Source organism: Salmonella sp. NW1250, assembly GCF_051812965.1.
Lineage (GTDB): Bacteria > Pseudomonadota > Gammaproteobacteria > Enterobacterales > Enterobacteriaceae > Salmonella > Salmonella enterica.
Map to the genome: position 1 here is coordinate 192,247 of NZ_JAMNDD010000002.1, position 25,365 is coordinate 217,611.

Genomic DNA, 25,365 nt, shown 5'->3' on the forward strand with positions numbered 1-25,365 from the left:
AATGTTCAGTTTGTCGCCGCTTGTGAACGGAAACGGGCAAAAATGAAGATGACGGCAAAGCACAATGCCGGAACCAGTTCGGCGGTCGGGATTTTGCCTGCGGCGTCGCTAACGAAGCCCATTACTGGCGTGACAATACCGCCGCCAATGATGGTCATGACGATAAAAGACGAGCCGTACTTAGTGTCCTGTCCCAGATTTTTGATACCCAGCGAGAAGATGGTCGGGTACTGGATTGACATAAATGCGCTACACAACGTCAGCGCCAGCAGGCCGATATGTCCGCCGCTAAAGGCGGAAATCAGACACAGGAGCATGGCAAACAGGGCGTAGGCGGCCAGCACTTTATGCGGCGCGAAGCGGCTGATAAGCCAGGTCCCGGTGAAACGGCCGATAAAGAAGCACACCATCGTGCCGGTCAGGTAATTGGCGGCGAAACCGGGTGTCATTCCAGGGATCTCCTCAATGGCGTAGCGGATCAGATAGCTCCAGCAGGCGGTTTGCGCCCCCACGTAGCAGAACTGCGCCAGCACCGCCCAGCGCCAGTGGCGGATACGGATGAGTCGGGAGAGAGAAGATAAGAAAGAGCTTTGTTTCGCATCGCTATGATCGTCACTTTGCAGGGCCGGAAATTTGGTCAGCATAATCAGCAGCGCAACTACTAATACGATGGCGACGATAATCATGTATGGCGTTTGTACCGATAACACCAGGCTGTGTTTATAGGCGCTAAGCTGATCCGGCGTCATTTTATCAAGCGCTTCTTGCGATTGATGCGGCACGTTAGACAAAATAAGGCTTTGCCCAAACACAACGGCGATAATAGCGCCAAAGGAGTTAAAAGTTTGCGCCAGATTAAGCCGGAAATGTCCGCCGCTTTCTGGACCTAATACCGTAACAAAAGGGTTGGCTGCAGTTTCAAGGCAGCCTAAACCGGCGGCGATGATAAACAGGCCAATTAAAAATAATGTGTAATTCATTATCTCGGCGGCAGGCCAGAATAATGCGGCGCCAACAGCATATAAAAAAAGCCCGGTGATAATCCCTGCTTTATAACTGAGTTTTTTCATCAAAATCCCAGCAGGAATTGGAATGACGAAATAACCGAAATAAAAGGCTGACTGAATAAGCCCAGCCTGAAAGTTAGTTAGCGTAAAAGCTTGTTGAAACTGCGGTAATAAAATGTCATTCAGATTATTGGCGACGGCCCACAGAAAAAATAGCGAGCAAAGTAAGGCGAATGGAATAATGTAGCGCTTGCTCTTGCTTTGCTCTGCATCCACAGCACGAAAACTCTGCGTTTGTATTGTTGTGTTTCCCATAGCATCCTCATCGGTTCAGAAGCTTTTGCGTGCGGTCGGTTCTGGTCACCAGACCGTAAAATTAGGTGAGTTCGCTTTTCTTACCGGTAATAAATTGGCGTCCGGAATGAACTCATGGATTCATTTTCAAATAAAAAAGGCCTTTTAATATGATGGCGGTCACATTTATACCTGAGAGCAGAGCATTCTGTGATTATCATCACTTTAATTTTCATAAAAAAATGACCGTTTGAGATGTTTAATTTAAAAAACCACAGACTGAATGCCCGAATTAAATTATTGCCACGAAAACGGGCAGTAGTAACTTATTCTTCATTTTTGCCCGTTTTAAAAAATATTATTAAGAGCGGGCATTTATCGGCGAGAGAAACGGTAGTCGTCTGGTTTATCGTGGCGAATTAATTGATGTGAATCACAAAATATCGTTATTTAAATTCCCTTCTCTTTATTCAGTATGATGATAGTTGCTAACTATTCGATTATTTCAACAGGACAGCAGCGCGATGCGAAAGGCGGTTTTGTTGTCTCATTTTGAATCACAGAGAGAGGTAAATAATGGAACGAAATAGACTGGCGCGGCAGATTATTGATACCTGTCTGGAAATGACGCGGTTAGGGTTAAATCAGGGGACGGCAGGTAACGTGAGCGTACGTTATCAGGGCGGATTGCTGATTACGCCGACGGGGATCCCCTACGAGAAGCTGACAGAGTCGCACATTGTCTTTATTGATGCTGACGGTCAGCATGAGCAGGGCAAGCTGCCTTCCAGCGAGTGGCGTTTTCATATGGCGGCATACCAGACGCGCCCTGACGCCAATGCCGTGGTACATAACCACGCTGTCCATTGTACGGCAGTCTCGATCCTGAATCGCCCGATTCCGGCGATTCACTACATGATTGCCGCCGCAGGAGGAAACTCTATTCCCTGCGCGCCCTACGCCACTTTTGGCACCCGCGAACTTTCTGACCATGTTGCCGTGGCGCTTAAAAATCGTAAAGCGACGCTGTTACAGCATCACGGGCTTATCGCTTGTGAAGAAAATTTAGACAAAGCGTTGTGGCTGGCGCATGAAGTGGAAGTGCTGGCGCAGCTCTATTTAAGTACGCTGGCCATTGTCGATCCGGTACCGGTACTGGATGACGAGGCGATCGCTATCGTACTGGAGAAATTTAAAACTTACGGATTACGTATTGAAGAGTGATGTCAGGAGACAGGCGATGGCGAACAGAATGATTCTGAATGAAACGGCATGGTTTGGCCGGGGAGCGGTGGACGCATTAACCGATGAGGTGACGCGCCGCGGTTATCATAAAGCGCTGATTGTTACCGATAAAACGCTGGTGCAATGCGGTGTGGTCGATAAAGTGACAAGCAGAATGGATGCCGCAGGGCTGGCGTGGGAGATCTATGCGGGCGTGATCCCTAATCCTACGATTTCCGTTGTCCAGGAAGGGCTTAAGGTCTTTACCCAAAGCGGCGCGGACTATCTCATCGCCATTGGCGGCGGTTCTCCGCAGGATACCTGCAAAGCGATCGGTATTATCAGTAACAATCCGGAATTTGCCGATGTGCGCAGTCTGGAAGGGCTATCGCCGACCCGTAAACCCAGCGTGCCGATTATGGCGATCCCGACAACGGCGGGAACCGCGGCGGAAGTCACTATCAATTATGTGATTACCGATGAAGAGAAACGGCGCAAATTCGTTTGTGTCGATCCGCATGATATTCCGCAGGCGGCATTTATCGATGCCGATATGATGGACGGTATGCCGCCCGCGCTGAAAGCGGCAACGGGCGTGGATGCGCTAACCCATGCTATTGAAGGCTATATTACCCGGGCCGCATGGGCGCTGACGGATGCATTACATATCAAAGCCATTGAGATTATTGCTGGCGCGCTGCGCGGCGCCGTAGCCGGAGAAAAAGAGGCCGGTGAGGCGATGGCGCTGGGGCAATACGTTGCCGGGATGGGGTTTTCCAATGTGGGGCTGGGGCTGGTGCATGGGATGGCGCATCCGCTGGGCGCGTTTTACAACACGCCGCATGGCGTCGCGAATGCTATTTTGCTTCCGCATGTGATGCGTTTTAATGCCGGGTCTACCAACGAGAAATTCCGTGATATCGCCCGGGCGATGGGGGTGAAGGTAGAAGGATTGAGTCTTGAAGAGGCGCGTAATGCCGCAGTGGAAGCCGTATTTACGCTAAATCGCGATGTGGGAATTCCGCTGCATTTGCGTGATGTTGGCGTTCGAAAAGAGGATATCCCGGCGCTGGCGCAGGCGGCATTCGATGATGTCTGTACGGGCGGCAATCCGCGTGAAGCGAGTCTGGCGGACATTGTCGAACTGTATCATATCGCCTGGTAATTTTGCCGGATGGCGCTGCGCTTATCCGCTCTACATTTCGTGCAGTCCTGTAGGCCGGATAAGGCGTTCACGCCGCCATCCGGCAACAAAACTACCGCGCCAGCCGTAGCTGCTGTAAGTTTCCGTCGATATGTAAATCGGTTTGCAGACGTGCAATATCGCGGCAGAGAAATGCCATTTCTTTATGCGTCTCAAGCTTTTTGCGCCACTTTTCCGGCACCTCGTCCAGATGGGCGTAAATTCCCTCCAGATTTTGAAACTGAATCAATAGCTGGGTCGCGCTTTTGGGGCCGATACCGGCAACGCCGGGGACTTTCGAACTGCTGATTCCTGCCAGACCCCAGTAATCCGGCAACTGCCGGGGGAGTACGCCAAACTCTTTTTCAATAAACGGCGCGTCCAGCCAGCGTTTCTGGAAGTAGTCGCGAATGCGCAATCCCGGAGAGAGCAACTGGCAATAGCCTTTATCGGTTGACACAATGGTTGCCTGGTGCCCGGCTTCGGTAACTTTTAGCGCCAGCGTCGCCGCCAGATCGTCCGCTTCGTTACCGTCTGATGCCCAACAGCGTACGCCGCGCTGTTCAAACGCGGCGCGTAGGGCGGGCATTTCATTATGTAAATCGTCAGGCATCGGCGGACGTCCTGCTTTGTAGTCCGGCAAACGCTGATGACGCCAGCCGCTGCTGCGCGCGTCGTCATCAAATACCGCTACGGCATGGGTTGGCTGGCTGTGGATAATCAATTGATCGAGCGCGTGTTGGCAGGTTTCCACACAGGGCGATCCCTGAACGGCGTGAATACGGCGAATCAAATTGAGCGCGTCGACGATAAGCAGATGAGCAGCCACGGTGTTCTCCCTTACAAACCTGCGCGTAGGGTAACATTCACGGCGGGGGGAGGCGAGCATTGCGAAATAGCGCTATCCGTAGGCCTGATAAGCGAAGCGCCATCAGGCAACAAAAGCCGGATGGCGGCGAGCGCCTTATCCGGCCTACAGATCCTAAAATGTGCTGAGAATTAATCGCAGGTAACGATCTTCATCGCCAGGCCGCCGCGCGAAGTTTCGCGGTACTTAGCGTTCATGTCTTTACCGGTTTCGTACATGGTCTCAATCACTTTATCGAGGCATACGCGCGGTTCGCTGGTACGGCGCAGCGCCATACGCGCGGCGTTGACCGCTTTGACTGAAGCAATCGCGTTACGCTCAATGCAGGGAACCTGTACCTGACCGGCAACCGGATCGCAAGTTAACCCCAGATTATGCTCCATGGCGATTTCTGCGGCGATACACACCTGCGCCGGACTACCGCCCAGCAGCTCGGCCAGACCCGCTGCCGCCATGGAACAGGCCACGCCGACCTCTCCCTGACAACCCACTTCGGCGCCGGAAATAGAGGCGTTCATCTTATACAGCGAGCCAATCGCGCTGGCGACCAGCATATAGCGAGCAAGTGAGTTAGCATTTACTTCGCGGATAAACTTGTCATAGTACGCCAGCACCGCCGGAACAATACCACATGCGCCGTTAGTCGGCGCAGTGACTACTCGTCCGCCTGCGGCATTCTCTTCGTTCACCGCCAGCGCGAACATATTGATCCAGTCGACGACCGCCATCGGATCGGTGGTGGTCTTATCCTGACTGACCAGCACCCGACGCAGCGCCGCCGCGCGACGCGGAACGCGCAGTTTGCCCGGCAATACGCCCTCGGTGGTGATACCGCGCTCAATACCGCTGCGCATTACCTCCCAGACCCTGGCGAAGTGCTGCTCCAGCGCTTCTTTACTGTGCAGAGCCAGTTCGTTTTGCATCATCAGACCGGAGAGCGACAGACCCGTCTCCTGGCAGTGGCGCTGTAAATCCGCGGCGGTTTTGTAAGGGTACGGCACGTTAACAGGTTCGCTATTCGTCAAACCAAAGTGCTCTTCATCGACGATAAAGCCGCCGCCAATGGAGTAGTAGGTTTGGCTGTAGAGCACCTTATCGCCCGCCAGCGCGGTAATACGCATCCCGTTTTCATGCAGAGACAGGTTGTCGGCGTGGAAATTCATGCACTTATCGACCGGAAATTCGACTTCATGCTGCCCATTAGCCAGTAGTAAACGCCCATGGGTGTTCACATCCTGGATAAAGGACGGAATGGCGTCGATATCGACGGTGTCCGGCAGATTCCCCGCCAGGCCCATAATAATGGCGATATCAGTGTGGTGGCCTTTACCCGTCAATGACAGAGAGCCGTAGACATCCACCACGACGCGGGTGACATCTGTAAGGATATGGCGGGCAATCAGATCGTCCGTGAACTGCTTGCCTGCTTTCATTGGTCCGACGGTGTGAGAACTGGAAGGGCCAATGCCGATTTTAAAAATATCGAATACGCTAATCATAGGGCATCCATTGCGGTTGTATCATAGAGAAGCGCCGCAGTAAGCGGCGCTAAAGGACTTAGCTGAACAGTGAGTAGAAAATAGCGGAGATGGCAATCAGGCCCATAATCACAACGAATACGTTGCTGATATGACCGCTGTACTTACGCATTGCCGGTACTTTCTGGATGGCATACATCGGCATCAGGAACAGAATCATCGCGATGATCGGGCCCCCCAGGGTTTCAATCATGCCCAGGATGCTGGGGTTCAGCGTCGCCACAATCCAGGTGGTGACCAGCATGAACAGCGCGGTAATTTTATTCAGTTTGTTGATTTCGATGGATTTACCTTTACCACGCAGCGATTTAATCACCATCCCGTTAAAGCCTTCACGCGCGCCCAGGTAGTGGCCGAGGAAGGATTTGGTGATAGCAATCATCGCAATGATCGGCGCCATCCAGGCGATGATCGGCGCGTTAAAGTGGTTCGCCAGGTAAGACAGAATAGAGATGTTCTGCTCTTTTGCCGCCGCCAGATCTGCCGGCGTCAGGCTCAGCACGCAGCTGAAGACGAAGAACATTACGGTCAGCACCATCATGATGTGGGCGAAGGCCAGAATTTTAGAACATTTCTTCTCTGCGCCTTCACCGTACTCTTCACGCTTCGCAACCGCGAAGGAGGAGATGATCGGGGAGTGGTTGAAAGAGAAAACCATCACCGGAATCGCCAGCCACAGCGTCATCCACAGACCGTTACCGGTAGACGCGGCGGAATCAAAGGACAGCGTTTCCAGCGCCGCGCCGTTCCACTGCGGGATCAGGTACAAGGCCAGCAGCATCAGCGCAGCGACGAACGGGAATACCAGGATACTCATCGCCTTAACGATCATTTGCTCGCCGAAGCGCACGATGGTCATCATGCCAACAATCAGGATCAGGGAAAGAATCGCCCGCGGCGGCGGATTAATCGCTAACTGGTGGGTCAGGAAGCTTTCCACGGTATTAGTAATCGCCACGCTGTAAACCAGCAGGATGGGGTAAATCGCGAAGAAGTAGAGCAGGGTAATCAGTTTACCTGCGCCGATACCGAAGTGTTCTTCAACGACTTCAGTGATGTCTTCACCCGGATTTTTACCGGACAGCACGAAGCGGGTTAAACCACGGTGTGCGAAAAAGGTCATCGGGAAAGCGAGAATCGCCATGATGATGAGCGGAATCATGCCGCCGACGCCTGCGTTGATCGGCAGGAACAGAACGCCCGCGCCGATAGCCGTGCCGTAAAGGCCCAGCATCCACATGGTATCCGTTTTGCGCCATGCGCTTCGAGAGTCAATCGAAGCAATCGTGCTGGTCTGAGTGGTTTCCATCTATTTCTCCTGGAGGATGCTAAAAATCAGGTTGCTGGTCTAATCCAATGAAAAAAGACCTGATCGTAAAATGAAATCTGCTTAGGGACGCTTTTTATATAATTTTTCGCCGTAATAATTTTCGGGCGGAAAGATACATTTAAGTGATGAATCTATCAGTGATCCCGATCTCAAATGCAATAATCCGCTTCTTACATGGATAAATTTGGACCATTAATCTATTAAAAAAACGTCATAACGAATTTCCGGGCGCGAAGGCTACCATTAACGATATAAGGCCGGAAAGATTGGGGCGCAAGATACGGAGGTTTGACTATAAAAATCAAGGTTTTTAGTGAATTCTGGCGAAGAATAAGAGTTTGAACCGATAAATCACGGTAAGAGGAGTGAAGTAAACGTTTGCCTGGCAATCTATTTATGATGAATTATAAATGGTGTTTATAAAACAATGCGGGCTATGCCTCTGATGATCATCATAAAAAATGAAGGCATACGTTAATTGCCATACCGCAATGAAAGGAATGGGAGAAGCGCCCGGCTGCTGGCGGCAACCGGGCATAAGCGCTAAGCGCAGATCTCGTAACAGGGGATGTAGGCGGAACCTGGCAATTTCATACGATGCTGCGCGACGAATCCCTGCAGCAGATCGTCCATGCGACGCATCATCTCTCGATCGCCGTGGATTTTATACGGACCATTAGCTTCAATGGCGCGTATCCCGACCTCCTTCACGTTCCCCGCGACAATACCGGAGAAGGCGCGTCGCAGATCCGCCGCCAGAATCTCAACCGGCTGATCCGGGTACAGTTTCAGGTTGGCCATATTTTCATGCGACGGCTCAAACGGCACCTGAAGATCCGGTGCAATACGCATCGACCAGTTAAAACTATAGGCGTCGCCGGTATCACGGCGATTCTCTTTCACTTGCGGCATCGCTTTCTTCATCAGCCGCGCTACCTCCGCCGCATCGTCAATGATGATGCGGTAATGACGGCGGGCCGCTTCGCCCAGCGTATGGGTAATAAACTCATCCAGCACGCGGAAGTAATCGGCGCTTTCTTTTGGTCCGGTCAGGATCAGCGGTAACACCTGATTTTTATTGGCTGGATTCATCAGAATACCCAGCAAATAAAGCAGCTCTTCCGCCGTACCCACGCCGCCCGGGAAGATGATGATACCGTGTGCGATACGGACGAACGCTTCCAGGCGTTTTTCGATATCCGGCATGATGATCAGTTCATTCACCAGCGGGTTAGGCGGTTCAGCCGCAATAATGGAAGGCTCAGTCATGCCGATAAAGCGGCTGTCTTTATAACGCTGCTGCGCGTGACCGACCGCCGCGCCCTTCATGGGGGCTTCCATCGCCCCAGGGCCGCAGCCGGTGCAAATGTTCAGCTCGCGTAATCCCAACTGCGTGCCGACGCGACGGGCATACAGGTACTCGTTTTCGTTAATTGAGTGGCCGCCCCAGCATACCACCATGTTTGGCGCTTCGCCGACGTGCAGCGCCCGGGCGTTGCGCAAAATGGAGAACACCAGATTGGTGATATGTGTTGAGCTTTCAAGATCCAGATGCTGGAAACGACCGGCATTGTGGATCTGCCCATTCACAAAGAGAATGTCGCGCAGCACCGCGAACAGGTTAGCCTGTAGCGCACGAATAATCCGCCCGTCAACAAAGGCGTCTTCAGGCGGGTTAATCAATTCCAGCTTCACGCCGCGCTCGCGGCGCAGTACGTTAATATCGAAATTTTCAAAGCGGGACAGCAGCTCTTTGCTGTTGTCGGTCAGGCTGCCGGAGTTAAGAACGGCAAGTGAACAGTTACGAAACAGTTGATACAGGTCGCTACTGGCCGTGCGTTTCAGCATGTCCACTTCCAGTTGCGACAACATATCCATTGAGCCAAGCGGGCTAATATGTGTAATCAAGTAAACTCCTTATGGGACGCAACACGCCATTCCCTGTTGATTACAATAGCCCTGGCTGATGACCTTTCACAACCTTACATGCGCAATCCGGCACGCAAAATTGACAAAAAAATTACTGTCGCGCCAGCCTGCCCGTGGCGGGCACGAAATTGGTATTGCTGCGCCAGGGATTAATGTCCAGCCCGCCGCGGCGGGTATAGCGCGCATAAACGCTTAACGTTTCCGGCTGGCAGAAGCGCAGAATGTCATTAAAAATACGCTCTACGCACTGCTCGTGAAATTCATTATGGTGACGGAAGGAGACCAGATAACGCAGCAGTTTTTCCCTGTCGATTTTGCGCCCGCGATACTGAATTTGTATCGAGCCCCAGTCCGGTTGGTGGGTGATCAGGCAGTTGGATTTCAACAGATGACTGACCAGCGTCTCCTCTACTTGCTTCTCGCCGCTGACCGCATGTTGCAGATAGTCGGTAGTAAACTGGTAGTTGTCGATACTGATATCCTGATCGTCAATACAGGTGCCGTGGAAATGGGCGACAGGCTGTCCTTCCAGCTCATCAAGACGATGAAGCCTCACGCTAACGTTGCCCTGCGCGCAGGCGCGCAGATCGCGCTCCAGCGTCTGGCGCACCGTCTCCCAGGTGTCAAAGCGCGTCTGGTTAAAGCTGTTCAGATACAGTTTAAAGCTTTTGGATTCGATTAAATTAACGCTGGTGTAATCCAGTTCGACATGCCCGACGGCGACCTGCGGAAGACCCTGGCTGTTAAGCCAGGAAAGTTCATACAACGTCCAGATATCCGCGCCGTGGAACGGCAAATTATCGGCTGTTAATCCGAGCGGGTCACGATTCAAACTGCGCGGTACGCCCTGCAGCAGGCTGGCGTCATAATTGTCCCGGTAATCCGTTGATTTTCCGAGAGTCAGGCCATCAAGAGCCTGATGGTTTTCATAAGAAGACATGTTTCACCGTCATAAACCAGATACACTATGCGCCAAGTGTATCCTGGCTTTTATGAAGAGAGAAACTGGTGGACGAACTGACAGCGCAGGCATTGAAAGCCTTTACGACGCGTTACTGCGACGCGTGGCAAGAAAAACACGGTAGCTGGCCGTTGAGCGAAGAACTGTATGGCGTACCTTCTCCGTGCATTATTTCTTCAACCCGCGATGCCGTTTACTGGCAGCCGCAACCTTTTGAAGGCGAAGAAAATGTAAACGCGGTTGAACGCGCCTTTGATATTATGGTACAACCTGCGCTCCACGCGTTTTACACCACGCAGTTTGCTGGCGACATGCCCGCGCAGTTTGCGGACGAAAAGCTTACGCTACTGCAAACCTGGAGTCAGGATGACTTTCGGCGCGTGCAGGAAAATCTGATAGGCCACCTGGTCACGCAAAAGCGGCTCAAGCTTCCTCCCACGCTTTTTATTGCGACGCAGGAAAATGAGCTTGAGGTCATTTCGGTCTGTAATCTGTCCGGCGAGGTGATTAAAGAAACGCTGGGCACCCGCAATCGTACCGTTCTTGCCGCAACGCTTGCGGAATTCCTTACGCAACTTAATCCTCTTCTGTAATCGTTTGCCCTAACGGGTGTGAGAGATCTCTTACAAAGTCTGTAGGAGATCGCCAGGATATCAGCGGATACTGAGCCCCGTTTTCTTATGTAAGTCTATATAAAACAACTAATTAAAATGTTTTTGCGCACTTTCATATGAAAATTTACTTAAGGTATTGTCTGTAAGCGTCTTGTAAGACAAGGTGAAACAGGCGATTCTATCTTCGTCGACAGGGAGTCGTACAACGAAGCGAACGTCAGGATGATGACGCTTCAGCAGGACACGCCAGGATGGTGTTACAAGGAAAGGCTTCAGGATGAAGCAAAGTGGAAAGCGCAGGATGCGTTAAAGGACACCTCCAGGACGGAGAACGAGAGCCGATCAGGATGTTCGGCGGGTCTGGATGACCAGGGACGCTTCAGGAAGAAGCTATCACATCGGGCGATGTGCGCAGGATGCAAACGTTCAGGATGAACAGGCCGTAAGGTCACAGGAAAAGTTGTCACGGATGAGCAGGGAGCACGAAAAGTAGCTGGAATGCTGCGAAACGAACCGGGAGCACTGTTTATACAGTGCTCCCTTTTTTTTGTTATTCTTCGCGCCAGATTTTCATCATTGAGGTTTTTAACATGACGACTCATGACCGTGTGCGTCAGCAGTTACATGCGCTTGAAACGCTGCTGCGCGAGCATCGCCACTGGCGGCAGGATGCGCCGCAGGCGCACCTGTTTACCAGCACCCAACCATTTTTTATGGATACCATGGAACCGCTGGAATGGCTGCAATGGGTATTGATCCCACGTATGCATACCCTACTTGATAATGCGCAGCCGCTGCCCGAGGCGTTTGCCGTCGCCCCTTATTATGAAATGGCGCTGGCGGCGGATCATCCGCAGCGGGAGGCGATCCTGGCGGTTTTGCAGGATCTGGATGCGCTATTCGTCCGCGATAAATCCTGATGCTGGAGATCCTCTATCAAGATCGGTGGCTGGTTGCCGTGAATAAACCCGCAGGCTGGCTTGTTCACCGGAGCTGGCTGGATCGCGACGAAAAAGTCGTGGTCATGCAAACGGTGCGCGACCAAATCGGCCAGCATGTTTTTACCGCCCACCGTCTCGACAGACCCACGTCGGGCGTACTGTTAATGGGGCTGTCCAGCGAAGCGGGACGCCGTCTGGCGCAGCAGTTCGAGCAGCACCACATCCGTAAACGCTACCATGCCATTGTGCGCGGCTGGCTGATGGATGACGCGGTACTGGATTATCCGCTGGTGGAAGAGCGCGATAAAATTGCCGATAAATTCGCCCGCGAAGATAAAGCGCCCCAGCCGGCTGTAACGCAGTATCGCGGGCTGGCGACGGTCGAAATGGCGGTGCCGACCGGGCGTTATCCCACCACGCGTTATGGCCTGGTTGAGCTGGAACCAAAAACGGGACGCAAGCACCAGCTCCGTCGTCATCTGGCGCATCTGCGTCATCCTATCATCGGCGACAGTAAACATGGCGATTTGCGACAAAACCGCAGCGCGGCGGAGCATTTTGCCTGTCGTCGCCTGATGCTTCATGCCAGTCGGCTTGAACTGACGCACCCCTTTACCGGACAGCCGTTGATAATTCAGGCCGGGTTGGATGAAACCTGGATGCAGGCGCTGACACAGTTTGGCTGGCGTGGACTTCTCCCTGACAATGAAAGGGTTGAGTTTACGGCGGCGTCCCGGCAGGATGAGACTCATCAGGCATAATTCAGGGAGATACGCATAATGGCAGAAATTGGTATTTTTGTCGGGACCATGTATGGCAACTCACTGCTGGTGGCGGAAGAAGCGGAAGCGATCCTCGCCAGACAGGGCCACAGCGCGACCGTGTTTGAAGATCCTGAACTGTCCGACTGGCAGCAATATCAGGATAAGGTTGCGCTGGTCGTTACCTCGACAACCGGGCAGGGCGATCTACCGGATAGCATTGCGCCGCTCTTTCACGGCATTAAAGATACAGTCGGTTTTCAACCAAACCTGCGTTACGGGGTGATTGCGCTAGGTGATAGCAGCTACCCCAATTTCTGTAATGGCGGCAAACAGTTTGATGCCCTGTTGCAAGAGCAAAGCGCGCAGCGGGTGGGGGAGATATTATTCATTGACGCCAGCGAACATCCGGAGCCGGAGAGCCAGTCCAATCCCTGGGTTGAAAACTGGGGAACTTTACTTTCCTGAGGTAAATCCCTCCCCCCTACGGGAGGGTACCTTTTCGTTTGCTTGCGTTGCCAGTAAGCAAAATCACGACCTGTATACAGTGTAAAGTAACTGAATCGTGTTAGCTTTGGGCATATGCCCGCAAAAGCGGCAGTTTTTTACGGGCGTTTTCATGTAATCAAGCGACCTGTTTCACATTCTTCTCTTTTTATTCCTCCTGCGTCGACGCCTGGCGCCTTCTGATTTCATTTCCGTGAAGTGGCTTCCACTGTCCTGGGCTTTTGCCATAAACAGGCGTAATTCATCGCCAAAATACTGTGTTGTTGCACGGTGAGTGTGTGTGGCGCGCTTTTTATACTTCTCCTGCCAGTGAATAAAAGCATGCAGCGTGCAAAGCAAACGACCTAATAAAAGCTGCAACAAGGAAACGTTATCTCTGATTCCCTACCGGTTGTGCAGTTCAGAGTGAGCGTAGCTAACGCGAAATTTCAGGAGTGCAACAATGAGTTCATTAAGTCACGCGGCGAGCAGTGCGGAGAAACGCACGAACGCCCGCTACTGGATAGTGGTGATGCTGTTTATCGTCACATCCTTCAACTACGGCGACCGCGCCACATTGTCCATTGCCGGCTCAGAAATGGCCAAAGATATCGGCCTTGATCCGGTAGGTATGGGCTATGTTTTTTCTGCTTTTTCATGGGCCTATGTTATCGGGCAGATCCCGGGTGGCTGGCTGCTGGACCGCTTTGGTTCCAAACGCGTCTATTTCTGGTCTATTTTCATTTGGTCAGTCTTCACCCTGTTGCAGGGTTTTGTCGATATCTTTAGTGGTTTCGGCATTATTGTCGCCCTCTTTACGCTTCGTTTCCTGGTTGGTCTGGCGGAATCGCCTTCTTTCCCGGGCAACAGTCGCATTGTTGCAGCCTGGTTCCCGGCGCAGGAGAGGGGAACGGCGGTGGCCATCTTTAACTCCGCGCAATACTTTGCCACGGTTATTTTCGCGCCAATTATGGGCTGGCTGACGCACGAAGTGGGCTGGTCGCATGTCTTCTTCTTTATGGGCGGGTTAGGGATCATCATCAGCTTTATCTGGTTGAAAGTTATCCATGAACCAAATAACCATCCGGGCGTAAATAAGAAAGAGTTGGAGTACATCGCAGAAGGCGGCGCGCTGATCAATATGGATCAGAAAGACACCAAAGCGAAAGTACCGTTTAGCGTCAAATGGGGCCAGATCAAACAGCTGCTGGGCTCTCGTATGATGATTGGCGTTTACATCGGTCAGTACTGTATTAACGCATTGACCTATTTCTTTATTACTTGGTTCCCGGTCTATTTGGTCCAGGCGCGCGGCATGTCGATTCTCAAAGCGGGCTTTGTCGCCTCGGTTCCTGCGGTCTGCGGCTTTATCGGCGGCGTGTTGGGCGGCATCATTTCCGACTGGCTGATGCGTCGTACTGGCTCCCTGAATATCGCGCGCAAGACGCCGATTGTGCTGGGGATGTTGCTGTCAATGGTTATGGTGTTCTGTAACTATGTGAACGTGGAATGGATGATCATCGGCTTTATGGCGTTGGCCTTCTTCGGTAAAGGTATCGGCGCGTTGGGCTGGGCAGTAATGGCGGATACCGCGCCGAAAGAGATCAGCGGTCTTTCCGGCGGCTTGTTTAATATGTTCGGCAATATCTCCGGTATTGTGACGCCAATCGCGATTGGTTACATCGTTGGCACCACCGGTTCCTTCAACGGCGCGTTGATCTATGTCGGCGTACATGCCCTGGTGGCCATCATCAGCTATCTGGTGCTGGTAGGCGATATTAAGCGTATTGAACTGAAACCTGTCGCAGGACAATTATCATGACAACGCAATCCAGTCCCGTTATTACGGACATGAAGGTCATTCCGGTTGCCGGACATGACAGTATGCTACTCAACATCGGCGGCGCGCATAACGCGTACTTCACCCGTAACATCGTCGTCCTCACCGATAACGCCGGGCATACTGGCGTCGGCGAGGCGCCGGGCGGAGAAGTGATTTATCAGACGCTGGTCGATGCTATTCCGATGGTATTAGGCCAGGAAGTCGCCCGCCTGAACAAAGTGGTGCAGCAGGTGCATAAAGGCAACCAGGCTGCTGATTTTGACACCTTTGGTAAAGGCGCATGGACGTTTGAACTGCGGGTTAACGCGGTGGCAGCTTTGGAAGCGGCGCTGCTTGATCTACTGGGGCAGGCGCTTAATGTGCCGGTCTGTGAACTATTAGGACCCGGTAAACAGCGCGATGCCGTCACCGTGTTGGGCTATCTCTTCTATATTGGCGATCGCACTAAAACCGATCTGCCGTATCTGGAAAGCACGCCGGGCAGCCATGAATGGTATCGCCTGCGCCATCAGGAAGCGCTGAATAGCGACGCGGTCGTGCGGCTGGCGGAAGCGTCTCAGGATCGCTACGGCTTTAAAGATTTTAAACTCAAGGGCGGCGTGCTGCCGGGCGAGCAAGAGATTGATACCGTTCGCGCGCTAAAAAAACGCTTCCCGGACGCGCGTATTACCGTGGATCCGAACGGCGCCTGGCTACTGGATGAAGCCATTGCGTTGTGCAAAGGGCTGAAAGATGTACTGACCTACGCGGAAGATCCGTGCGGCGCGGAGCAAGGATTCTCTGGTCGTGAAGTCATGGCGGAGTTCCGCCGCGCGACCGGTCTGCCGGTGGCGACCAATATGATTGCCACCAACTGGCGTGAAATGGGACACGCGGTGATGCTCAACGCGGTAGACATTCCTCTTGCCGACCCGCATTTCTGGACTCTCACCGGCGCCGTTCGCGTGGCGCAACTGTGCGATGACTGGGGGCTAACCTGGGGCTGCCATTCGAATAACCATTTTGATATTTCACTGGCGATGTTTACCCATGTCGGCGCGGCGGCGCCAGGCAAACCCACCGCTATTGATACGCACTGGATCTGGCAGGAGGGCGATTGCCGCCTGACTAAAAATCCGCTGGAAATTAAAAACGGCAAAATTGCCGTTCCGGATGCGCCAGGAATGGGCGTGGAGCTTGACTGGGAACAGGTGCGAAAAGCGCATGACGCGTATAAAAAGCTGCCAGGCGGCGCGCGTAATGATGCAGGCCCGATGCAATACCTGATCCCCGGCTGGACTTTTGACCGCAAACGCCCTGTTTTTGGTCGTCACTAATTCTGAATAAGGACACAGTTATGAGTACTCAATTTACGACGCCTGTAGTCACTGAAATGCAGGTTATCCCGGTTGCGGGTCATGACAGTATGCTGATGAACCTGAGCGGCGCGCACGCCCCGTTCTTCACGCGTAACATCGTCATTATTAAAGATAACTCCGGCCATACCGGGGTCGGCGAGATTCCGGGCGGCGAAAAAATTCGCAAAACGCTGGAAGATGCGATCCCACTGGTGGTGGGAAAAACGCTGGGTGAATATAAAAATGTCCTGACCGCCGTTCGCAACCAGTTTGCCGATCGCGATGCGGGCGGACGCGGTTTACAAACGTTCGATCTCCGTACCACTATCCATGTGGTGACTGGCATTGAAGCGGCAATGCTTGACCTTTTGGGCCAACACCTGGGCGTCAACGTCGCTTCGCTGTTAGGCGACGGTCAGCAGCGCAGCGAAGTCGAAATGCTGGGTTATCTGTTCTTTGTCGGCAATCGCAAGGCCACGCCGCTGCCGTATCAGAGCCAGCCGGATGAGCAATGCGACTGGTATCGTCTGCGCCATGAAGAGGCGATGACGCCGGAAACGGTAGTGCGTCTGGCGGAAGCCGCCTATGAAAAATACGGCTTCAACGACTTCAAACTGAAAGGCGGCGTGCTGGCGGGCGAAGAAGAGGCCGAGTCAATCGTGGCGCTGGCGAAACGTTTCCCACAAGCGCGCGTCACGCTCGATCCAAACGGTGCCTGGTCGCTGAACGAAGCGATCAGCATTGGTAAATACCTGAAAGGTTCTCTGGCCTATGCAGAAGATCCGTGCGGCGCGGAGCAGGGTTTTTCGGGACGTGAAGTGATGGCGGAATTCCGTCGCGCGACCGGATTACCGACGGCCACCAATATGATAGCGACCGACTGGCGTCAAATGGGGCATACGCTGTCGCTGCAATCCGTCGATATCCCGCTGGCGGACCCGCACTTCTGGACTATGCAAGGCTCTGTACGCGTGGCGCAAATGTGTCATGAGTTCGGTCTGACCTGGGGCTCGCACTCTAACAACCACTTTGATATTTCGTTGGCGATGTTTACCCATGTTGCCGCGGCGGCGCCGGGCAAGATCACCGCGATCGATACCCACTGGATCTGGCAGGAGGGCAACCAACGTCTGACTAAAGAACCGTTTGAAATTAAAGGCGGCATGGTGCAAGTACCGACCAAACCGGGTCTGGGCGTTGAGCTCGATATGGATCAGGTGATGAAAGCGCATGAGCTCTATCAAAAACATGGCTTAGGCGCGCGTGACGACGCGATGGGAATGCAGTACTTAATTCCTGGCTGGACGTTTGATAATAAGCGTCCTTGCATGGTGCGTTAAGTCAGAGCCGGTTCCGTAAGGAACCGGTTCTTCTCTGGGTGTATGCTTAACAGGATCAACATGCGTAAGGACGACTTATGAAAATAGTGATCGCACCAGACTCGTATAAGGAAAGTTTGAGTGCTCTTGAGGTAGCGACCGCCATTGAACAAGGATTTCGCGAGATCTGGCCTGACGCCGATTACCTGAAATTGCCGCTGGCTGATGGCGGAGAGGGTACTGTCGAAGCGATGGTTGAAGCGACGGCGGGTCGAATCGTGCATGTTGAGGTCACCGGGCCGTTGGGGCATCGCGTCAATGCGTTTTATGGGCTTTCCGGCGATGCGCGTTCCGCATTCATTGAAATGGCGGCCGCCAGCGGGCTGGAGCAGGTGCCGCCCGCGCAACGCGATCCGTTGAAGACCACGTCATGGGGAACCGGCGAGCTGATCCGTCATGCGCTGGATGCGGGCGTTGAGCATATCATTATTGGTATCGGCGGTAGCGCCACCAACGATGGCGGCGCGGGGATGGTGCAGGCGCTGGGGGCCAGGCTACGGGATGCGCAGGGCAATGATATTGCGCAAGGCGGCATTGGGCTGGAAACACTCGCCAGCATTGATATCAGCGGCCTGGATAAGCGTTTGTCGGCGTGCCATATAGAGGTCGCCTGCGATGTCACGAATCCCCTTACCGGCAAAGAGGGCGCGTCTGCGGTTTTTGGTCCGCAAAAAGGGGCGACGCCGGAAATGATTGAACGCCTGGATACGGCATTGACTCGCTATGCGCATTTGATTGCCCGCGATCTGCATGTCGATGTGTTGGATCTGGCAGGCGGCGGCGCGGCAGGCGGCATGGGGGCGGCGTTATACGCGTTTTGCGGCGCGCAGCTACGGCGTGGTATTGAGATTGTCACCGATGCGCTTCATCTGGAAGCGTGTCTTGCGGATGCTGATTTAGTCATCACCGGCGAGGGACGCATCGACAGCCAGACTATTCACGGTAAAGTCCCTATTGGCGTGGCAAACATCGCCAAACGGTATAACAAGCCGGTAATTGGTATTGCGGGTAGCCTGACGGCGGACGTTGGCGTGGTTCATGAACATGGGCTTGATGCCGTTTTCAGCGTGATTTATACCATCTGCACGCTGGAGGACGCGCTGAAGAATGCGAGTGAAAACGTACGAATGACCGCGCGCAACGTGGCTGCAACGCTGAAAGCGGGGCAACAGTTACGCTGAGTTATGGCCGGATAAGGCGGTCACGCCGCCATCCGGCGAATATCAGCCTAATATCTTCTTCGCTTCACGCGCGACATTATCCATCTCATCCAGCAGCTCCAGAAACTCAGGCTCCAGCTCCTCTTCGTGGACGCCGCTGCGAAGCTGTTGCTCAATAAGCTGGCAGAGGTTCTTCATCCGCGGTACGCCGCTATAGCCGCAGCTCCCGTGTAGCTTATGGACCAGATCGACCAGGCCGTTGGGATTTTCTCCCACCAGTTGTTCTTCAATTTTGTTGCGCACTTCCGGCAGAAAATCAATCAGCATTTGCAGCATATCCCGCGCCAGATCGGGCTTACCGGCAGCCTGGCGGAGCGCAAGCTGCCAGTCGAGCGTTGCATTCGGATTGAAGATAAACTCAGCCGGTTCCGGCGCCAGCAGGCGCGCTGCTACGTTGGCGCCAGGTTTATAGCGCAGCAACAGATTATGCAACTTCTCTTCTTCTATCGGTTTAGCCAGATAGTCGTTCATGCCCGCGCTGAGCAACTTCTCTTTTTGCCCGGCCATCGCATGTGCCGTAACGGCAATAACCGGTGTTTGCTGCTGATGAGGAAGCTGGTGAATCAATTCGCAGGCGCGTATGCCGTCCATATCCGGCATCTGAATATCCATCAAAATCAGATCAAACTGCATTTGTTTCGCCCGATCTACCGCCTGATGTCCGCTATCACAAAGTTCTACGTGCTGGACTTTATCTTCCAGTAACGCGCCGATAAGCTTCAGATTGGCGGGATTGTCATCAACCGCCATAACCGTCATGGTGATTTTACTGGTATCCATTAGCAGCGGTTCAGGATGGTGATTCAACTGGCAATATTCCGTCAGCGCTGGCAACAGGCGCGTTGACGTCAATGGTTTTAACAGACAGGCCGCCGCGCCTCCTTGTTTCAGCTTTTCGGCGTTAATTTGCGCATGGCAAGGTAGCGCCAGCAGTAGAAAGTCCGTCATTGATGCCGCTTTCGCCAGACGTTCATGCTGCATGGTGAGCGGCTCGCGGAAGGTCACCGGAACGCTCAAAATCATAATATCGTAGTGCGCTAACGGCAGCGCGGAGAAGGTCGGGCTGTAAACCACTTCCACCGGCGTGTCGCTCAGTAGATCCAGGGTACATTGCGCGGCGGTAGCATTCGGTTCGACATAAGCCAGCCGTTTTCCGGCCAGACACGCGGTCGACGGCCCGTCAATAATGACATTTGGGTTAAGATCAAGATTAATATGAAACCAGAAGGTCGAGCCGCGATTAGGCTGGCTGTGGAAAGAGATATCCCCGCCCATTTCGTTGACCAGCTTTTGCGTAATCACCAGCCCAAGCCCGGTGCCGCCGTGACGGCGAGAAATACTGGCATCGGCCTGGCGAAACGCCTGAAACAGTCGCGACTGGTCGCGTTCCGGAATGCCGATCCCCGTATCGCGGATCTGCACTTCAATCTGTACTTTGGTGTTACTGAGCGCCCGCTTTTCTACCAGAATGTCGATATTGCCACTCTCGGTGAACTTAATGGCATTACCCACCAGATTAGTAATGACCTGTTGCAGGCGCAGCGGGTCGCCAATCACATTATCCGGGACGTCGTTTTTAATATTTAACGTCAACTCCAGCCCTTTATCATGCGACGAGTGGGCCAGCAGCGTAACCACTTCATCCAGCGTATTACGCAGTGGAAAAGGGATACTTTCCAGAATGAGCTTACCGGCTTCCAGCTTGGAGAAGTCGAGCACGTCATTAATGATCGCCAGCAGATTATTCGCGGAACGCTCAATGGTGTTCAGATGGTCGCGCTGGGTGGGGTTCAGCTCCGTTTTTAATGTCAGGCGGGTAAAGCCAATGACGCCGTTCAGCGGCGTTCGCAGTTCGTGCGACATGTTCGCCAGGAACTCCGACTTAATACGCGCCGCTTCCTGGGCGCGCTTTTTCGCCAGATCCAGCTCAACGTTTTGGATTTCCATCTGCTCAAGGGTTTCACGCAGGTCTGAAGTGGCCTGATCGATATTATGCTGCATCTCTTCGTGATAGGCGGCAAGCGACATCGCCATGGAATTAATGCCGTTTTTCAGCATGTCCAGCTCGCCCAGCATAAATCCTTCCACCCGGCTATCCAGTTGTCCGCGGCGAATGCGGTCAACGGTATTCACCATATTACGGATAGGCCCGGTGACATCGCGCATAAGCCGCCAGCCAAAGATCAGCGCAATGCCAATACAAAAAAGCATCATCACGCTGGAGATAAAAATCTCTTTGTATTGCTGTAGCCTGACCGACTTGAGATCCAGTTCAAGCGCCACATATCCCAGCATATTTTTGGTATTTTTCGCGTCGGCAATCGCTGACTCGTCCGGCGAATAGCTCTCCGAGATAATCGGGGTGCGCAGAATCATAATATCGCCGTGGCGATCGACACTCAGACGACGTGGAAACGGCGCTCCGGCGGGAAGCTGCATCTGTGAGGGGTCCAGATGGAAATTAGACGTTACAAACAGGCGGTTATGATCGTCATAAACGGAAATCGCCCGCACAATATCAGAGTGTCTGCGGTGCAGGACGCTGATAAGTTGGCCGATAGACTCCCGGTTTTGTAAGTTCATACCATATTCGCTGGAGACGGCGAGCGGTTCAATAATACTGGCGCCGGCATCTTCTAGTTGACGCTGCAGGTCGTTATAGCGGTGCACTACAAAAAAGATACTGAGCAGCAAACCTATCAGGACGGTCGGGGCCAGGATCAGAATCATCATGCGTGCGCGCAGGCTGTAGTTGGTCATGGAGTTCCGTTATGGGACAATTAGGGTCACACTGTTAAATTGAGAAAAAGCTGGTCGATGGCGCAATTCTACTCTGCAAAACGGCGCGTGACGACGCGTCAGATCATAACCGTTAAAGTCAATGACCTCGATTCATTTGGTCAGGGCGTAGCCCGTCATAACGGAAAGGCGCTGTTTATCCCCGGTTTATTGCCTGAGGAAAGCGCAGAAGTCATTATTACAGAAGATAAAAAGCAATTTGCCCGCGCACGCGTTTCGCGCCGTTTGAATGATAGCCCGGAACGAGAAACGCCGCGCTGCCCGCATTTTGGCGTCTGCGGCGGTTGTCAGCAACAGCATGTCAGCATCGCCCTGCAACAACGCAGCAAAAGCGCGGCGCTGGCGCGTTTGATGAAACACGAGGTGAATGACATCCTCGCCGGCGCGCCCTGGGGTTATCGGCGTCGTGCGCGGTTAAGTCTGAATTGCCCGCCGGATAAACCGCTGCAAATGGGATTTCGCAAAGCGGGTTCCAGCGATATCGTCAATGTCGAACAGTGCCCTGTTTTGGTGCCCCAGCTTGCAGCATTGCTGCCCCGAATCAGGGCGTGTCTGGCGAGTTTACACGGCACCCGACATCTTGGGCATGTTGAGCTGGTACAGGCGGGAAGCGGTACGCTGATGATTCTGCGCCATACCGCGCCATTAAGTGCGGCGGATAAAGAAAAACTGGAACGCTTTTCGCATTCTGAGGGATTGTCTCTGTTTCTGGCGCCGTTTAGCGAGATACTGGAAACGGTATCTGGCGAGGCGCCCTGGTATGATTCGCACGGCTTACGTTTAGCCTTCAGTCCGCGAGACTTTATTCAGGTTAATGAGGCGGTAAACCAGCAAATGGTCGCCCGCGCGCTGGAGTGGCTTGATGTGCGCGCCGAGGATCGTGTCCTGGATCTGTTCTGCGGAATGGGGAATTTTACGCTGCCGCTGGCAACGCGCGCGGCAAGCGTGATAGGGGTTGAGGGCGTTCCGGCGCTGGTAGAAAAAGGCCGTGAAAACGCCATCCGCAATGGTTTACATAATGTGACATTCTTCCATGAGAACCTGGAGGAAGATGTCACGAAGCAGCCGTGGGCGAAAAACGGCTTTGACAAAGTCTTACTCGATCCTGCGCGTGCGGGGGCTACAGGAGTGATGCGACATATTATAAAATTAAAACCTATTCGCATTGTTTATGTATCCTGTAACCCGGCGACGCTGGCGCGCGATAGTGAAGCGCTGGTCAATGCGGGATATGAGGTTACGCGTTTAGCGATGCTCGACATGTTCCCGCACACAGGACATCTGGAATCAATGGTTCTGTTCGAGCGCATGTAATGATTACCGGCTTACCGACTTCGGTAGGCCTGGTCCCTTAAGGAGAGGACGATGGTCGCGGTAAGAAGTGCACATATTAATAAAGCTGGTGAATTTGATCCGAAGAAGTGGATCGCAAGCCTGGGAATTTCCAGCCAGCAGTCGTGTGAGCGCTTAGCCGAAACCTGGGCGTATTGCCTGCAACAGACACAAGGACATCCGGATGCGGATCTGTTGCTGTGGCGTGGCGTGGAGATGGTAGAAATTCTTTCCACGCTGAGTATGGATATCGACACGCTGCGGGCGGCGCTACTGTTCCCTCTGGCCGACGCCAACGTAGTCAGCGAAGATGTACTGCGCGAAAGCGTCGGGAAATCTATCGTTACCCTGATTCATGGCGTGCGCGATATGGCGGCGATCCGTCAGCTAAACGCCACTCATAACGACTCTGTTTCTTCGGAGCAGGTTGATAACGTCCGTCGAATGTTATTGGCGATGGTGGATGATTTCCGCTGCGTGGTGATCAAACTGGCCGAGCGAATCGCTCATTTGCGCGAAGTGAAAGAGGCGCCGGAAGATGAGCGCGTGCTGGCGGCGAAAGAATGTACCAACATCTATGCGCCGCTCGCTAATCGTCTGGGCATCGGGCAACTGAAGTGGGAACTGGAAGACTACTGTTTCCGCTACCTGCATCCGGCGGAATACAAACGCATCGCCAAACTGCTGCATGAGCGCCGTCTCGATCGCGAACATTACATCGAAGAGTTTGTTGGACATCTGCGCGCCGAAATGAAAAACGAAGGCGTGCAGGCGGAAGTCTACGGACGACCAAAACATATTTATAGCATCTGGCGCAAAATGCAGAAAAAGCATCTGGCGTTTGATGAACTCTTTGACGTGCGCGCCGTGCGTATTGTCGCTGAACGTCTGCAGGACTGCTACGCCGCGTTGGGGATAGTGCATACGCACTATCGTCACCTGCCGGATGAATTCGATGATTATGTCGCTAACCCGAAACCGAACGGTTACCAGTCTATCCACACCGTGGTCCTGGGGCCGGGCGGTAAAACCGTTGAGATCCAGATCCGTACCAAACAGATGCATGAAGACGCCGAACTGGGTGTGGCGGCGCACTGGAAGTATAAAGAAGGCGCCGCGTCCGGCGGCGTGCGCTCCGGTCATGAAGACAGAATTGCGTGGCTGCGTAAGCTGATCGCCTGGCAGGAAGAGATGGCCGATTCCGGCGAAATGCTGGATGAAGTGCGCAGCCAGGTCTTCGATGACCGGGTTTACGTCTTTACGCCAAAAGGTGACGTTGTGGACTTACCTGCAGGCTCCACGCCGCTGGACTTTGCTTACCACATCCACAGCGATGTCGGGCACCGCTGCATCGGCGCGAAAATCGGCGGCCGTATTGTGCCATTCACCTATCAGTTGCAGATGGGCGATCAGGTTGAAATTATCACTCAGAAGCAGCCGAATCCCAGCCGCGACTGGCTGAATCCAAACCTGGGCTATGTGACGACCAGCCGCGGACGCTCGAAAATTCACGCCTGGTTCCGTAAACAGGACCGTGACAAAAATATCCTGGCTGGACGGCAGATCCTCGACGATGAGCTGGCGCATTTGGGGATTAGCCTGAAAGAGGCCGAGAAACATCTGCTGCCGCGCTACAACTTTAATGAGCTGGAAGAGTTGCTGGCGGCGATAGGCGGCGGCGATATCCGTCTTAATCAGATGGTGAATTCCCTGCAATCGCAGTTCAATAAGCCGAGTGCAGAGGAGCAGGATGCAGCGGCGCTGAAACAGCTTCAGCAAAAAACATACGCGCCGCAAAATCGTCGTAAAGACGACGGGCGCGTGGTGGTAGAAGGCGTGGGTAATTTGATGCACCACATCGCCCGCTGCTGCCAGCCGATTCCGGGGGATGAAATTGTCGGCTTCATTACTCAAGGGCGAGGGATTTCCGTGCACCGGGCCGACTGCGAACAGCTGGCGGAACTGCGCTCCCATGCGCCGGAGCGGATCGTAGAGGCGGTATGGGGCGAAAGCTACTCGGCGGGATATTCGCTGGTGGTGCGCGTCCAGGCCAACGATCGCAGCGGCTTGCTACGCGATATCACCACCATTCTGGCTAACGAAAAAGTCAACGTGCTGGGCGTCGCCAGCCGCAGCGACATTAAACAGCAGATCGCCACCATTGATATGACCATCGAGATCTACAACCTGCAGGTGCTGGGCCGCGTGCTCGGTAAGCTGAACCAGGTGCCGGATGTGATTGATGCACGGCGACTGCACGGGGGGTAAACCCCAGACAGTAATCATGTAGCGGCTTTGCTACTCGTTCAGCAAAGCCGC

At 53.5% G+C, this 25,365-nt stretch carries 19 protein-coding genes; 12 read left to right on the top strand and 7 right to left on the bottom strand.

Annotated features, from left to right (window positions below; all coding sequences use genetic code 11):
* Positions 1-5: 5 nt before the first annotated feature.
* Complete coding sequence (gene fucP / locus NBA72_RS04200; RefSeq protein WP_000528622.1) at positions 6-1,322, bottom strand: L-fucose:H+ symporter permease; 1,317 nt, start codon at positions 1,320-1,322, stop codon at positions 6-8.
* Positions 1,323-1,877: 555 nt separating this feature from the next.
* Between fucP and fucA the strand changes: the two genes are divergently transcribed.
* Together fucA and fucO are read left to right on the top strand one after the other, a co-directional pair.
* Positions 1,878-2,525: an L-fuculose-phosphate aldolase gene (fucA, locus tag NBA72_RS04205; RefSeq protein ID WP_000440819.1), complete on the top strand. Its 648-nt coding sequence runs from the start codon at positions 1,878-1,880 to the stop codon at positions 2,523-2,525.
* A 16-nt stretch (positions 2,526-2,541) separates the two neighbouring features.
* Positions 2,542-3,690, top strand: a complete 1,149-nt coding sequence (fucO, locus tag NBA72_RS04210; protein ID WP_000013564.1) for a lactaldehyde reductase — start codon at positions 2,542-2,544, stop codon at positions 3,688-3,690.
* A 91-nt stretch (positions 3,691-3,781) separates the two neighbouring features.
* Here fucO and xni read toward each other — a convergent pair whose 3' ends face one another.
* From xni to queF, 5 genes are all read right to left on the bottom strand, one after another.
* On the bottom strand, positions 3,782-4,537 hold the full coding sequence (xni, locus tag NBA72_RS04215) for a flap endonuclease Xni (protein WP_001519360.1): 756 nt from the start codon (positions 4,535-4,537) through the stop codon (positions 3,782-3,784).
* 170 nt (positions 4,538-4,707) lie between these two features.
* A complete protein-coding gene (gene sdaB / locus NBA72_RS04220) occupies positions 4,708-6,075 on the bottom strand; it encodes an L-serine ammonia-lyase II (RefSeq protein ID WP_000626384.1) in 1,368 nt (455 codons plus the stop codon).
* Positions 6,076-6,133: 58 nt separating this feature from the next.
* Positions 6,134-7,423, bottom strand: a complete 1,290-nt coding sequence (gene sdaC, locus NBA72_RS04225; protein ID WP_000450462.1) for an HAAAP family serine/threonine permease SdaC — start codon at positions 7,421-7,423, stop codon at positions 6,134-6,136.
* A 564-nt stretch (positions 7,424-7,987) separates the two neighbouring features.
* Positions 7,988-9,352 carry a nucleotide 5'-monophosphate nucleosidase PpnN gene (ppnN, locus tag NBA72_RS04230; protein ID WP_000627973.1) on the bottom strand — a complete coding sequence of 455 codons (1,365 nt, stop codon included), beginning with the start codon at positions 9,350-9,352 and terminating at the stop codon, positions 7,988-7,990.
* 112 nt (positions 9,353-9,464) lie between these two features.
* The gene (gene queF / locus NBA72_RS04235; RefSeq protein ID WP_042948841.1) at positions 9,465-10,313 is read right to left on the bottom strand and encodes an NADPH-dependent 7-cyano-7-deazaguanine reductase QueF; all 849 of its coding nucleotides are present in this window, start codon (positions 10,311-10,313) and stop codon (positions 9,465-9,467) included.
* A 68-nt stretch (positions 10,314-10,381) separates the two neighbouring features.
* Between queF and syd the strand changes: the two genes are divergently transcribed.
* The 8 genes from syd (at position 10,382) to NBA72_RS04275 (ending at position 18,876) form a co-directional block, all read left to right on the top strand.
* Positions 10,382-10,927 carry a SecY-interacting protein gene (gene syd / locus NBA72_RS04240; protein WP_000343990.1) on the top strand — a complete coding sequence of 182 codons (546 nt, stop codon included), beginning with the start codon at positions 10,382-10,384 and terminating at the stop codon, positions 10,925-10,927.
* Between the two features lie 611 nt (positions 10,928-11,538).
* Positions 11,539-11,868 (top strand): YqcC family protein, encoded by a 330-nt coding sequence (locus NBA72_RS04245; RefSeq protein WP_000207015.1) that lies wholly within the window; start codon positions 11,539-11,541, stop codon positions 11,866-11,868.
* Positions 11,868-12,650, top strand: coding sequence for a tRNA pseudouridine(65) synthase TruC (gene truC / locus NBA72_RS04250; protein ID WP_042948842.1), 783 nt, complete (start codon positions 11,868-11,870; stop codon positions 12,648-12,650). The genes NBA72_RS04245 and truC overlap by 1 nt, the downstream gene beginning before the upstream one ends.
* Positions 12,651-12,668: 18 nt before the next feature.
* Positions 12,669-13,118 carry a flavodoxin gene (locus NBA72_RS04255; RefSeq protein WP_000807738.1) on the top strand — a complete coding sequence of 150 codons (450 nt, stop codon included), beginning with the start codon at positions 12,669-12,671 and terminating at the stop codon, positions 13,116-13,118.
* Positions 13,119-13,599: 481 nt separating this feature from the next.
* Positions 13,600-14,958: a galactarate/glucarate/glycerate transporter GudP gene (gudP, locus tag NBA72_RS04260; RefSeq protein WP_000097015.1), complete on the top strand. Its 1,359-nt coding sequence runs from the start codon at positions 13,600-13,602 to the stop codon at positions 14,956-14,958.
* Positions 14,955-16,295 carry an enolase C-terminal domain-like protein gene (locus tag NBA72_RS04265; RefSeq protein WP_042948843.1) on the top strand — a complete coding sequence of 447 codons (1,341 nt, stop codon included), beginning with the start codon at positions 14,955-14,957 and terminating at the stop codon, positions 16,293-16,295. Before gudP ends, NBA72_RS04265 begins: the two co-directional genes overlap by 4 nt.
* A 20-nt stretch (positions 16,296-16,315) precedes the next feature.
* Positions 16,316-17,656 carry a glucarate dehydratase gene (gene gudD, locus NBA72_RS04270; RefSeq protein ID WP_000107113.1) on the top strand — a complete coding sequence of 447 codons (1,341 nt, stop codon included), beginning with the start codon at positions 16,316-16,318 and terminating at the stop codon, positions 17,654-17,656.
* A gap of 77 nt (positions 17,657-17,733) precedes the next feature.
* Complete coding sequence (locus tag NBA72_RS04275; RefSeq protein WP_000706477.1) at positions 17,734-18,876, top strand: glycerate kinase; 1,143 nt, start codon at positions 17,734-17,736, stop codon at positions 18,874-18,876.
* Positions 18,877-18,918: 42 nt separating this feature from the next.
* Here the strand turns inward: NBA72_RS04275 and barA are convergent, their stop codons facing one another.
* The gene (gene barA / locus NBA72_RS04280) at positions 18,919-21,675 is read right to left on the bottom strand and encodes a two-component sensor histidine kinase BarA (protein WP_000186398.1); all 2,757 of its coding nucleotides are present in this window, start codon (positions 21,673-21,675) and stop codon (positions 18,919-18,921) included.
* 57 nt (positions 21,676-21,732) lie between these two features.
* Here barA and rlmD point away from each other — a divergent pair, with 57 nt between their 5' ends.
* Both rlmD and relA read left to right on the top strand, forming a co-directional pair.
* On the top strand, positions 21,733-23,028 hold the full coding sequence (gene rlmD, locus NBA72_RS04285) for a 23S rRNA (uracil(1939)-C(5))-methyltransferase RlmD (protein WP_439004982.1): 1,296 nt from the start codon (positions 21,733-21,735) through the stop codon (positions 23,026-23,028).
* Positions 23,029-23,079: 51 nt separating this feature from the next.
* A complete protein-coding gene (gene relA, locus NBA72_RS04290; RefSeq protein WP_439004983.1) occupies positions 23,080-25,314 on the top strand; it encodes a GTP diphosphokinase in 2,235 nt (744 codons plus the stop codon).
* The last annotated feature ends 51 nt before the right edge of the window (positions 25,315-25,365 follow it).